Raw genomic sequence first — 13,422 nt, 5'->3', positions numbered from 1 at the left:
AGGCTCTACGTCCTCGTAGAGCTTTTTTGGTTTGCCTTCAGCTATTTGAAATTTGGTTGTATTGATATAACAAAAAAACACACTTCCTTCAAATTTAAAATTTACACTGTTACTTAAGAACGACCAAGAGGAGTATTATCAGATGAACAATCATTACGATGCAGAAGAACCAAAACCAATCAGTTCTAAGTTTCGCATTAACTTTTTCTTTTTTGTATCCTTTGTCATTTTTTCAGTTATCATCATTCGTCTCGCTTATATGCAATTCGTAGAAGGCCCCGAGCTTAGCCGTTTACAAAGTGAAAGTGTCACCAGAACAAGTCCTTTGTTGCCCGTTCGTGGTTCCATTTATGATTCATCAGGTAAAATAAAATTGGCATATTCCGAGCCCATTCAGTCGTTATACATCACATTGTATAAAAATTATAGTCAACAGGAGGGGGGGCCTAAAAATCCCAATCGTGAGGAAGCTGGTCAATTTGCAGAAAAATTGTATGAAGTATTTCAGGAATTTAAAGATCCAGGGAGTAAAGAGTTCTCGGTAGATGATATTTTGAATGCGATGGATCTGGAATATCGACAGACCCAAGGTTATTCTCCGAGATTGATCAAGAGTGACCTATCTGATAGAGAAGTCGCTTACTTTCTTCAGAATAGAAATATCATTCCTGGATTGAGTGTAGTGGAAGAAAGCAAACGCAAATATGATAAGGATGGCGTGGCTGTTCAAGCTATTGGTTACATGAAAACATTCAAAACATCAAAGACACTAGCAAAATACAAAGAAATTGATCGTTTAAATCCAACTCAAACCAATCCTGGGCTTGTATACTCTGAGCTAGAAAATGTTGGTGTTGATGGTCTTGAACTTCAATATCAGGACGTGTTACGAGGACAAAGTGGTTTTAAAGAGATCCCCATTAATGCGTTAAATTTGCCTGAAGAGGGAGGAAACATGCTCCCTCCAGAAAAAGGATACGATATCATCTCGACCATCAACAAAAACGTACAAGTTCAAACAGAACAAGCTATAAAAGAACAGTTGAATTGGTTACAGCGGACTCCAGTTTCAGGAAAACTTCATACTAATGCAAAAACAGCTTTTGCTGTCGCAATGGAAGTAGATAGCGGTAATGTCGTGGCTATGGCAAGTATGCCTGATTATGATCCGAATGCGGAATGGGATTATGAAAAGATTAAGTACATCTATAGAAATGGTACAGTTGAATCCTTTCCTCCAAACGACACCGGAAAGCACCCAGAGTCAACCGTATTATTGGGGTCAACAATAAAACCATTAAGTGTTTTGATTGGCTTAAATGAAGGTTTTTTTGCTCCGAATTCAACATATCAGGATCGCGGATACGCGGAGTTTGGTAAAGATCGTACCAGAGTCAGAAACTCTTCAGGAAGCGTATATGGTCTTTTAAATCCAGAGACAGCAATCACGAAATCATCAAATGCTTTTATGATTGACATGATCGGTGAGCAGCTTTGGAACAAGTATAATGTGGAAGGTATTAAAGTATGGGACAGATATATGAAAGAATTCGGCTTAGGCGTGGATACTGGAGTGGATTTACCCAAAGAATTTAGAGGCAGAATTGAATATAACCAAGAAAATCAATCTGCACTCACAGGCTTGGCTTTTGCTTCATTTGGACAACAAGGCAAATATACAACAATGCAGCTCGCACAGTATACCGTGATGTTAGCGAATAAAGGACAACGTCTTGAACCACACCTGGTAAAAGAAATACGTGACTCTGAAGGTAATGTCGTTAAAAAAATTAAACCAAAAACACTAAATACAGCAAATTATGATGACAGATACTGGCGCACCATTCAACGTGGAATGTCTACCAATGTAGATGCCGCGTTCAGTGGGTTTCCCTATGATTTCGCGAGAAAGACAGGCACCTCTCAACAGACTATTTATATAAATGGTCAATCGATTAATGTTGAGAACGGCGTATTTATCGCCTTTGCACCTCGTAAGAATCCAAAACTGGCAGTAGCCGTGGTTGTACCTGAAGGGGGGTATGGATCAAGTAGCGCAGCACCCATTGCTCGTGAAATATTTGATGCCTATGATAGGGAATATGGACTGGGTAGCAATCCAGCAAAATGAGCCGTCAAATAAAAACAAAAATATTATTCAATTGATTTATAGTGACCATATGATAGCAAGAGTTGTTAGTAAGAACTGGGGGATAGGGCAGAATTCCGATTGTTGCACGCTTTTCTTGTTTGGACTTGAAAAGTGAAGAAGAAGTCACTTAGGGGATATCGTTTAGGCTCCTGCGACACAACACAGAAATAACTATATCGGAGAACAACAACGTAGGCTGAAAATCATAAATGTCCTTGGATGTACTAGCGAGCAAGCATTTGATATAAACTAAGGTTCATCTTAGACATAGTATTCGGCTATGGAAATAAAGTAATAGCACAAGCCTCGAATTTCATATATATCCTCCATTGTAAACAATTCCATTTGGGATGGAGGAGTACTATGGTTATCACACCGGATATCCCGGATCTTCCCTTTACCGTCGAAGAGGGAATGAAGTGCTTTGTGTTAGTTGCGGAGCCTGTAACGAGAGAACTATTGCCTGGAATAAAAATGAAGGGCTGGGGGTATAACGGTTCCATTCCGGGTCCAACTATACGAGTTAAACAAGGCGATTGGGTTAAGATCAGGGTTATAAACCATCTACCGGAGGCAACCAGTGTCCATTGGCATGGCCTGGATATCCCCAACTCTATGGACGGTGTTCCTGAAGTTGAACCAACACCCAAAATTAGACCAGGTGAATACTTTGATTATTGTTTTCAGATTATGAATGCACCGGGAACGCATATGTATCATACTCATCACAATACAGTTACTCAAGAATTAATGGGACTAGGGGGTGGATTTATAATAGAATCGGGATGTAATGACTATATTCATAGAGATTACTTCATCATGCTTCAGGAATTTCATCTTCAAGGCCTGCCTAAGGGTGAATTGAGGAAAGGAGATTACGATTTAGACCCCTTAACGGACAGTTTTAATTTTTTCACAATGAATGGGCGTTGTTTTCCATATTCTAATTCTTTACCAGTTAAATATGGCGAAAACATTCGTATTCGTCTTGGGAACATAGGAATGAATGCACATCCCATTCATCTTCATGGACATCAATTTCTTCTCACAGCTGCAGACGGTAATGAAATCTCAAGTTCCGCCAGATTACTTCGAAATACGATAGAAGTTTCGAGTGGAACGACATACGACTTACTCTTTTGCGCGAATAACCCAGGAACATGGCCCTTCCATTGCCATATGCCACATCATATATCCAATAACTTCACTAAACCAATTGGTGGAATGTTTAAGACAATTGTCTATGAGAAATAAGAAAAAAATGATAACCCAGTAAAGAAAGCGAATGGAGGGGCTAAAATCTCATTAAGTGGAGAAATATTTTTTGATCCAAAGACGGGATTAGAGAACCTTACGATCTGGTCCTCTATAAATAACAAAGAACTACATACATCAATAACCATATATAATGATCAAAAGAATACAACCTCACTTTTAGTTCATATATTCTATAATGATGGTTCGTACATTTTTCCAGTATACCCCGGAAATTCAAGAGCATGTAGCTGTCAAAACATAACCCAAATAATTGTAGCACCTGAATCAGAAATTACGAATAACTGTAGTGGGAAATTTATTATGGAAATATTCTGACTACATTCAGCAGTTCTAATGGTAATTAAATGAAAAAATGAAAAGAGATCCTCAAACCTCTCGCTATGCACACATTGTGGCAGCAGACCGCAGATGGCGAGGGACAAGAACATATTCCCATTGAAGTCGCTATTTTAGCGGCTTTTTTATGTTATCGGTACAAGTTCTTGTCTCAAGGTAAGGACAAGAACTTGTACCGATTGCCGAAATGGACAAGGACAAGAACATATTCCGATTAGATGATCATCTAAATATAAGCATATGTAGTTAAAACCTCAATAACACTTAGAGGTTCACCGAGTATCGGGAGAAGGCTGTTAGCATTTAAAAATTAAACTAACTCTCAAGAGTAATTAAAGCTTTTTCTGGACAAAATTCTTGAGTATGTGCAGGAATGTCTTGATCTACCCCAATCAACCGTATCTCAACATTTGCAGAAACTTCGCAGTGCCGGTGTTGTCGCTACAGAACGGATCCATTATGTGGTATTATTTGGATTGAAGATAAAGCTCTACGGAGGACGTACAAAATATGTAGGAAAGGGTGTAATTATGAAATTAAATCATCTGAACCTAACAGTTACTGATGTTCCTGCTGCTCGCGAGTTTTTAGAGACTTATTTTGGTATGAAATGTGAAGGTACGAGGGGAAACGCATTTGCAGTTATGTTTGATGATGAAGGCTTTATTCTCACTCTAATGAAAGGTAAAAACGTACTCTATCCTAGTGACTTTTCATGCATCCATGGGTGGTACTTCTACTGCTGTCGCTGCGCCAAATATACCGGAATTTTGCTCCCCGCCGGAAATAATGTTTAATTTGATGTTAAATTTATCCTTGATTATCTTCCCAAACCAACCCGGCTGCTGGTATGGATATATATGGTATGGTAAGAACGATATCAAATAATCTCATATAATTACGTAAAATAATAATTTGACGAATAAAAATATTGAATTATAATATGTACAAAGTATCCTTTAGAAAAAAGGAGAATCCCATGGAAAAGCAAACAAAAATTAAATATTTAGAACGTATTGAAGAAAAACTTGATGATTTGCCCTGGTATGTTACAGAGTATATAGATAGCAGAAAAAGAAAATTATCACCAACCACCATGCTCAACTATTGCCATGATTATATAATTTTTTTTGACTGGCTAATTTCTGAGGGGCTTGTTAAATGTAGTCGTAAAGAAGTTGAGTTAAGTACACTGGAATCATTGACTATACGTGATGGGGAAAATTTTCTTTTCTTTTTGGAGAATCAACTAGGGAACTCTAAAAGTACTGTGAACAGAAAATTGGCTGCACTTAAATCATTGTTTAATTACTTACAGAATAAAGCTGAAACTTCTGAATTAGCTCCTTATATTAAGCGTAATCTGATGGCCAAGTTAGAATTAAATCCTGTTTTAAGCACAGCTCAGTCGAGTGCACAAAAAATCAGTGGTAAGATTCTGAAGCATGAGGAGTTCAATCTATTCAGACAATTTATTGCAAATGATTATGGTGAATTGATTAAAGGAAATAAGAGATTATATAACTATTTTTTATTTAATCGTGAGCGTGATACAGCCATCGCTTCTTTGATTCTGGGATCTGGATTGAGACTGTCCGAAGTGGTTGGCGCTAATATTGAAGATGTAGACTTGACTGAAAATTTACTACGAGTAGTCCGTAAAGGCGGTAAGGAGCAGTATGTTTACTTTAGTGATCTTGCATTATATGACATCAAAGAATATATAAAAATTAGAGATCAAAAGTATAAACCCAGCTCAAAAGAGATAGCCTTATTTATAGCTGCTCCTGTAGGAAGAAAAGGAGGCACACGAAGACTTACTCAAAGAGCCATAGAAAAGTTAGTTCAAAAATATGCTAATCTTTATGGTAAACCATCTTTAAATGTGCATGCATTGAGACATTCATTTGCAACTCGATATCATAAGGCTAACAATGATGTTCCAAAACTGAAAGATCAACTAGGTCATTCATCAGTACAGACAACGATGATATATACACATTTATCAGATGATGATTTGAAGAAAGCGGTTAATAAAATGGATTTAAATTTTTTTATGCAATAAACTTTAAGTTCAATTGTTAACTCAGTAGATCATTATTGAAGATAAAGTTATTGCATATTGGATGGATGCTATGATTTAAGCAATAACCTTATCTTCATTCATTTGATGATGATTTGAAGAAAGCAGTTAATAAAATGGATTTAAATTTTTTTATGCAATAAACTTTAAGTTCAATTGTTAACTCAGTAGATCATTATTGAAGATAAATAAAGTTATTGCATATTGGATGGATGCTATGATTTAAGCAATAACTTTATCTTCATTTTTTGCTTGTGCAATAACCTTAAGTTCACTAATGGGACGCCCTTTTAAAGGTCACAGAAGAAAGAAACCGATGCGGGAATTAAATCGTACTCATTTGATATGATGGTCGCGATTTAATTCCTTTTTTGTACACGGAAATTTGGACTAAGTTCTAAAGATCGGGACTACGCGCTCAGATTTTTTGTATATAAGGACTCATTTTGCCCGAATGAATAACTGCTAAAATGGATTAGTAACCAGTTATTAGGTGAAGGGAGAACGTATGGACTACATTACAGACTTTTCTTACATTGACGACTTAATTGATCATAAAGGAGTGAGGAATGCTGTTATTGATGTAGACAACACAATAACTAAAAGTAACATCGTTCAGTTTTATCTATTTATTAAAAAACAAGAACTCGGTGAGAAGTTATGGCCGCTATACTTCTCATCTTTTGTTCTTCGTGCCCCATACTTTTTGGTATTGGATGCCGTGTCTAGGGATGCCTTTAATAAACTATTTGTATTGAGGAAATTTAAAAAGTATTCTTATGCGCAGTTGGAACACTATTCTAAGTTATTTTTTGAAAAGACCTTAAAGGAGAAATTCATTAGCTTTACCCATGATTTAATCTTTCATCTGAAAGAAAAAGGCGTTCATGTAGAATTGCTTTCAACAAATTTTGATTTACTGGTAAAACAGTATGGTCAGTATTTTGACGTACCTTATCGTTGTTTGAATGTAAAACCAGAAGGGAATGGAGTAACAATTGATTTCTCAAATCTTGATGGATTTAAGAGTAGAGAAATTGCAAAGTTTGATCCTGCTGTAACATTATCGATTGGGGATTCAAAATATGATTTGCCAGCTCTTAATCATGTAGATTATCCTTTTGTGGTTGCGAAGAAGGATGAAAAATGGATGGGACAGATAAATAAAGAACCTCGCTTTATTAAAGCCGACATAATTCAAATTGGCGAGACATTGTAGGGGGCAACCATGGTATTTGTTCTTATATTTTTATGGACAATCGCTGCTGTGCTCCTTGTAAATAATCCGAAAAATGAATCCACTCGATGGGTTGCCTTTTCAGCTTTTGCAGCTGGAGGTGGCGGTTTGTCTCGTGCGATGACAGAAACAGCCATTCCTTACTTACATACGCATGAGTTGATCACGCCGACGATTGAAGATGTACTCTTTAAGTTACACATCATTGGTTCATTCATGAATCATAATGGGTTGCCCTATTGTTTTTTAATGTTTGCGATTAGTTATAGCGGATTCTTCAACAAACAATTGAAGAACAAGCTTGCTTTTATGTTGATGATCCCAATAGTATTTATGCTTTTCAATACATCATTTTATCCAGACATAGAAAATAACTTTCGAATTCTCTTCATGTGGTGTGTACCATATCTACTGGTCGGGATGGTCCTGCTAACGGTAAGTTACTCTAAAGAGAGCATTCAATTAATTAAAAGGAATCGCTTCTATGTTATTTTGTTTACTTTCCCACCGATCATCTTTCAAATTTTTGTGAACTACACATTTAAAGCGTTCTTTAATTTTGAAGAAGTATGGAGATTAATGCCTTTAGTTATAACCCTCTTGTTCATGACTTTTATTATTTTAGTTTCCAAACATGGACTTTTAGGTGTAAGGCTCAGATTTGACAACACTAGGCGTGAAAGCGCAATGCGTGCGGTTACTTCGGGGGCATCAGCACTGAACCATACTATAAAAAATGAAATAGGAAAAATTGATATTCTTTCTGACCGGATTAGGTATGAGGCTGAACGGGAAAATCCAAAACCTATTGTAAAAGACATTGATACTATATTGGATTCCACTTCACATATGCTCTCAATGGTTGACCGGATACAGAAGCATTCTCAAGAAATCATACTTATACCCGATTACCATAAAGTCTGTGAAGTGATCGAATCAGGCGTTGAAATGAGTTTACCTTATTTGGAAAAGAAGAATATTGACGTTGTTAGATATGTTAGAACGCATGAGAAAGTGTACTGTGACAGTGTACATCTTCAAGAGGTTCTAAGGAATCTAATTAAGAATGCATCAGAGGCAATGGAACATAACGGGCAGCTGAGGATATCTGCATACGATACTCGAAAGGCTATCGTAATTGAAATACAAGACAATGGTCTAGGCATCGAACAGGAGGATATAACCCGTATTTTCCATCCATATTACACAACTAAAAACAGAAGTAAGAACTTTGGCTTAGGCCTGGCTTATTGTATGAATGTTATGCAGAAGCACAATGGGAAAATTACTGTACAGTCCAAGAAGGGTTCGGGTACAACTTTTATTCTACAAATTCCTATAACTACTGAACAAAACGTATAACGCCTCATTGTGTGTTTAAAACGAAAGTTTTTTTACCCGCTATAGGAGGGAATTCGATGACCCAAATAAATGTAATGTTGGTTGAGGATGATCCAGTGTGGGAAGACTGCTTATCTTCTTTCATTGAGAGAGAGAGGGACTTAAACGTAGTCAGCTGCGCGCCGAGTAAAGAAGCTGCAATTAAAGCATACAAAGAAAACAACGTTGATGTTGCCTTAGTCGATGTCATGTTGAGTCCTAACGAATGTGATGGACTGGATACGGCCTTAGAGTTAAAACAGCTAGGACTTAGCAATATAATTATGCTGACTGCGTTAAATGACAAAGAGATCATCCTGGATGCCTTTGATAAAGGTGCAGTTAACTATATTACTAAGACGTCTTACAGAGACATTCCGAGGGCTGTGAGAGAAGCTTTTGGTGATAATCCAAGTATTCATCCTGATGCATCGGCTGTACTTATAGCTGAACTGAAAAAGGAGCGAAAGTTAAAATATATCTTAACTCCTACAGAGAGAGAGGTCTACGATCTTCGGGAAAAGGGGATGAATAAAACCGAGATTGCAAAGGTATTATTCAAGTCTGTAGAGACTGTAAAGAAGCAAATCAAACAAATACAAGTCAAAATAAAGGGCTAACCCAAGAGGTTAGCCCTTTATTTATTTGAGGGGTATAAATTTAACCCTCCCTCGATTTTGTCGAAGCCTGTACGATATAGCTATAACCTGTTATTTAATATCGAATAAAAAATGTTCTGTAAATTATCGCGTGATTTTTCATCCAATTCATCTAAAGCTGTGATTAAAGGGGTGATTTGCTTTATTATTGGCAGAATGTTGAGCGAGAGCAAGGTTTGTATGGTTTTAATTTCTGCATCTGTTAGTTCGTCTAATACACCAAGCAATTGTCTTTTTCCAGAATGATCAGACTCGGAACTAGGCAATGAGCCGGCAGGAAGAATGTCATAGAGCGAAACTTTGAGAGCATCGCAAATCTTTATTAGGATTTCGATATTGGTTGAGCTACCGTTTTCGATTTTGCTGATTGTACTTTGTGATGTATCCGATAACTCAGCCAATCTCGTAGTAGACATTTTTACTGCTTTTCTGAATTGTTTTATATTAGCTCCGATAATGTTGTTTAGTTGATCCATTCATTTCACGCACCATTGCTGAAAATTTTACTTAAATCATAACAGAAAGTAATAAGAGATGCCCATCAATCAATAATTTATTCGAATAAGAATAAAAAGTTGTTGACTAAAATATTCGATTTCGAATATTATGAAATCAAGGAGGTGCGAGTTATTTATAAACTTAAAAAAAAGAGAAAGGAGAAAGGTTGGACTCAGCTGAAGCTTTCGGAAAAATCGGGAGTTCCACAACCAACTATATCCCAAATTGAGAAAGGAAATCGAAAGTATCCGACTCATGAAAATATAAGAAAACTTGCTAAGGCGCTGGAGGTCGATATTAGGGAACTTGAGGATGAAAATGAAAGTGCAACAACAGTGTGATGGTCTTTAAAGAAACGTGTACTGTTCCAGAGGTGAATTCGAAATAAGGAGCGATAGAATGTCTGATATCGGCGGTGATGTTTCGACAATTGTTACACGAATGGCTTCTGATTTATCAAGAGAAACCGCTAAAATGACTAATGAATCAATTAAACAGATGTTGATATTCTTAATCAATAGAGCTAAAGAGCAGGGCGACAAACCGGGAGAAAAATCCTTGAAAAAGCTTCTTACCAGTAAGGATGAGATAAAAATGTTTGATCTGGAGAAAAGCAGATTAAGGGAATTTGCGGATAAAGCAAAACGCTATCAAATTGCCTATGCTGTGGTTGAAGATGGCGGTCGACACTCTGTTTTCTATAAACAAAGTGACGAAGTTCGTGTCAAAAGTATTATTGAAAACCTTATACAAAAAGAGCTGACAGCGACTGATCTTACCGTTAAGCAACATCAGCCTGAAAAGGTTTTACCCTATCAAGTGGTTGGAGAATCAAGCATAAGGGTTCCTAATGCAGTTCTAAATATGGATATTGAATTTCAACGCGATTTAGCTGAAAAGGCAGGAGTTAATTTAAAAAGCCTTCAAATGGATAAAGTGAGTATTGAAACTGAGAAGGTACTAAGAGATAACCAAAATGCAGTAAACAACGGTGAATCGAAATACAGTGTTGTCGGTGTGTCTGAAATTAAAGTTAGTGATGCCGTATTAGATATGGATATTGAATTCCAACGTGGTTTAGCTGAAAAGGAAGGAGTTAATATTGCTCCTTTCACTGATCTGTCAAAAAACATTGATGGCGAACATTATTTACAATCTGTTGATCTTGCTAGACAGGCGGCAGAAATAGCCATTCCGAAACTACAGTCTGAGCTTAACGTTGGCTATGATGAGGCGAGAGGAATTATTGATCGGATGGAGTCAGAGGGACTTATATCTGCTTATGAAGGGACTAAACCACAGGTATTCATTGGAGAACAGTCTAAGGATGCTGAGGTTGAGAAGAAATCACAAGAAAATATTCCTGAATTTCTCAAGCAGAGAGGGGATAGACAACCCGAGGTAAGTAAGTCTGTACCGGAAAATCAAGTTACTTATAAAAAGCTTGTAGGAAATAAAATAGAGGTTCCACATGTAACACTGGATATGAATAACCCTCAACACCGTGAATTAGCAGAAAGTTACGGAATAAAAGTCAATGAAATTGACTTCAAACGTGAAACGTCTGACTTGGTTATTGAGAAGGCGGAATTGAAGGGGAGGGAATCACTAACAGAAAGGTTAGGCGCGGCTGACAAGGAGGCAACACAGGGTGACAGATCTTCACTAGTTCATGACATGATGAGCAAAATTACTACTCGCATGAATTTAGATGAAAGAAGACAACAGATCAAGCCTCTTGTTGAAGCTCAAAAACAGGCTCCACCTACAAAAAATAAAAACAGAGAGAAGGGAGGGAGGTAGCTTTGTCAAAGTTAGGAGCTGCGGAACCTTTACCCAACATGCTTGCAGGGACAAAGGAGGGCGCTAATGACTGATCAAGAAAAAAGAAGAAGACAGACTAGGAATTTTTTGATCTTCTGTGGGCTCCTTTATGTTGCTATCGCTTATATAACCTCTCATGTACATCATGTAATTGAGCTTTCAGGGAAGCCGTTTGATATTCAAAATGTAGATGTAAAGCAGCTTACCGAAGCTTCTAAAGCCAGCATGATCAACAACATTTTCGTTTTCCCTAGTGAGAAAACACTCCAAATTTTGTCCTTTGAATTAATCACTGTATTCATTTTTGCATTGTATAAGATCACAACTCAAAAAAACCTAATGCCGGGAAAAGAACATGGTACAGCAAAGTGGGGAGGTAATACAGACCGAAGCCGAATACGGAATAATAAGGATCAATTTGCGAATGTTATCTTAACGGAGACTGAACGACTTAGCCTCGATACAAAGAAGGTAAAGAAAAACTTAAATCTCTTAGTTATTGGGGGAGCTGGTACAGGTAAAAGTAGATTTGTTGTAAAGCCCAACATTCTACAGGCAAATACAAGTTTTGTCATAACAGACCCTAAAGGTGAGTTGCTTCGGGACACAGGTCATTCACTCGAGCAGCAGGGATATAAGGTTAAGGTCTTTAATCTAATAGACATGTCGCAAAGCTGTAGATACAATCCCTTTGCCTATGTCAAAAAGGAGAGTGATATCCTAAAGGTCATTAACAACCTGATCAAGAACACCAATGGAAATAAAAATGGAGCATCAGATCCATTCTGGGAAAGTGCAGAAAGAGCACTATTACAAGCGATATTCCTCTACATTTTCTATGAACTGCCAGAGTTCGAACATAGATTTGCAACAGTATTTACGATGTTGAGGCTGGCAGAGGTAAAAGAAGACGAAGAAGATTTTAAAAGTGAATTCGATTTTCTGTTCGAAATGTTACGTGAAGATAATCCTAACCATATCGCGGTCAAGCAATACGATATTTTCAAAATGGCTTCCGGTAAAACTGCAAAGAGCATTCTAATATCAGCAGGTGTACGTTTATCACCATTCGGTATTGAGGAAGTGGAACGTCTACTAAGTGATGATGACCTGGAGTTGCAGGCGTTAGGGGATGAGAAGACAGCACTGTTTGTATTGATACCGGATAGTGATTCAACCTTTAATTTCCTAGTAGCCATGATGTACGCTCAATTATTTGATTCACTGTATTATCAGGCTGATTTTGTGAGTGGTGGCAGCTTAAAGTATCATGTGAAATTCTGGCTTGATGAATTTGCGAATATCGGGCAAATTCCGGAGTTTGATAAACTAATCGCCACAATGCGAAGCCGTAATATTTCAGTAGCTCCAATTATACAAAACATGACACAGCTTAAATCGCTCTATAAAGAAACATATGAAACGATTATAGGTAACTGCGACACCATTCTGTTCTTGGGTGGACAAGAGCGTTCAACTCTTGAGTGGGTGAATAAAGGCCTTGATAAACAGACGATTGATACAAAAAATACAAGTCAATCGAGAGGGAGGAATAGCTCGTCAAGTATCAGCTACGGCAGTCAAGGCCGTGATCTAATGACAATTTCCGAGCTTGCACGAATGCCAGATCATAAATGTGTTCTCTTTGTAAGGGGGCTTGATCCTTTTTACTCTGACAAATACAAACTAGAATCCCATCCGAATTATAAGCTGCTCTATGAAGCGAATGAGAATAACTACTTTGATTCTTCCATGGGGTGGAAACAATCATCATCGAATTCTGATCTAATTTCTGAATTGGTGAACATGAGAGTTCCGGAACAAGAACTTGCTGAACGGATGGATGAATTATCTATTGTAAATGTTGATGAGTTGGATATTTTAGAAAAGCAAATGGATGAGTTAATCTAACGAAAGTTAGATCAATCGTTGGTGTTCTACGCAACTAATCCCTATTTTTTCGATTGGAAAACTA

The 13,422-nt window shown here is 37.3% G+C and carries 11 protein-coding genes and 2 pseudogenes; 12 read left to right on the top strand and 1 reads right to left on the bottom strand.

Going from position 1 to position 13,422, the window contains the following annotated elements:
• Positions 1–142: 142 nt before the first annotated feature.
• The 9 genes and pseudogenes from HP552_RS08940 (at position 143) to HP552_RS08905 (ending at position 9,086) form a co-directional block, all read left to right on the top strand.
• Positions 143–2,131: a peptidoglycan D,D-transpeptidase FtsI family protein gene (locus tag HP552_RS08940; RefSeq protein ID WP_024634440.1), complete on the top strand. Its 1,989-nt coding sequence runs from the start codon at positions 143–145 to the stop codon at positions 2,129–2,131.
• Between the two features lie 384 nt (positions 2,132–2,515).
• Positions 2,516–3,406, top strand: a complete 891-nt coding sequence (locus tag HP552_RS08935) for a multicopper oxidase family protein (RefSeq protein WP_175395180.1) — start codon at positions 2,516–2,518, stop codon at positions 3,404–3,406.
• A 45-nt stretch (positions 3,407–3,451) separates the two neighbouring features.
• A complete protein-coding gene (locus HP552_RS35775) occupies positions 3,452–3,745 on the top strand; it encodes an S-Ena type endospore appendage (protein WP_376768949.1) in 294 nt (97 codons plus the stop codon).
• A gap of 377 nt (positions 3,746–4,122) precedes the next feature.
• A pseudogene (locus HP552_RS34935) lies at positions 4,123–4,218 on the top strand (ArsR/SmtB family transcription factor); the annotation flags it as partial.
• Positions 4,219–4,296: 78 nt separating this feature from the next.
• Positions 4,297–4,479 (top strand): annotated as a pseudogene (locus HP552_RS08925) (VOC family protein); the annotation flags it as partial.
• Between the two features lie 266 nt (positions 4,480–4,745).
• Complete coding sequence (gene xerS, locus HP552_RS08920; RefSeq protein ID WP_024634443.1) at positions 4,746–5,831, top strand: tyrosine recombinase XerS; 1,086 nt, start codon at positions 4,746–4,748, stop codon at positions 5,829–5,831.
• A 526-nt stretch (positions 5,832–6,357) separates the two neighbouring features.
• The gene (locus HP552_RS08915; protein ID WP_175395179.1) at positions 6,358–7,068 is read left to right on the top strand and encodes an HAD family hydrolase; all 711 of its coding nucleotides are present in this window, start codon (positions 6,358–6,360) and stop codon (positions 7,066–7,068) included.
• Between the two features lie 9 nt (positions 7,069–7,077).
• Positions 7,078–8,448, top strand: coding sequence for a sensor histidine kinase (locus tag HP552_RS08910; protein WP_175395178.1), 1,371 nt, complete (start codon positions 7,078–7,080; stop codon positions 8,446–8,448).
• 56 nt (positions 8,449–8,504) lie between these two features.
• Positions 8,505–9,086: a response regulator transcription factor gene (locus tag HP552_RS08905; RefSeq protein ID WP_175395177.1), complete on the top strand. Its 582-nt coding sequence runs from the start codon at positions 8,505–8,507 to the stop codon at positions 9,084–9,086.
• 80 nt (positions 9,087–9,166) lie between these two features.
• Here HP552_RS08905 and HP552_RS08900 read toward each other — a convergent pair whose 3' ends face one another.
• Positions 9,167–9,601, bottom strand: coding sequence for a helix-turn-helix domain-containing protein (locus HP552_RS08900; RefSeq protein ID WP_175395176.1), 435 nt, complete (start codon positions 9,599–9,601; stop codon positions 9,167–9,169).
• A 102-nt stretch (positions 9,602–9,703) separates the two neighbouring features.
• Here HP552_RS08900 and HP552_RS35360 point away from each other — a divergent pair, with 102 nt between their 5' ends.
• From HP552_RS35360 to HP552_RS08885, 3 genes are all read left to right on the top strand, one after another.
• The gene (locus HP552_RS35360) at positions 9,704–9,964 is read left to right on the top strand and encodes a helix-turn-helix domain-containing protein (protein ID WP_175395175.1); all 261 of its coding nucleotides are present in this window, start codon (positions 9,704–9,706) and stop codon (positions 9,962–9,964) included.
• Positions 9,965–10,022: 58 nt separating this feature from the next.
• Complete coding sequence (locus HP552_RS08890; protein WP_175395174.1) at positions 10,023–11,426, top strand: DUF3801 domain-containing protein; 1,404 nt, start codon at positions 10,023–10,025, stop codon at positions 11,424–11,426.
• 66 nt (positions 11,427–11,492) lie between these two features.
• Complete coding sequence (locus tag HP552_RS08885) at positions 11,493–13,358, top strand: VirD4-like conjugal transfer protein, CD1115 family (protein ID WP_175395173.1); 1,866 nt, start codon at positions 11,493–11,495, stop codon at positions 13,356–13,358.
• Positions 13,359–13,422 lie beyond the last annotated feature (64 nt).

Source organism: Paenibacillus xylanilyticus (assembly GCF_013359935.1).
In the GTDB taxonomy this organism is placed as follows: Bacteria; Bacillota; Bacilli; order Paenibacillales; family Paenibacillaceae; genus Paenibacillus; species Paenibacillus xylanilyticus.
The sequence above is the reverse complement of the archived record's forward strand: the minus strand, read 5'-3'. Positions and strand labels throughout refer to the sequence as shown.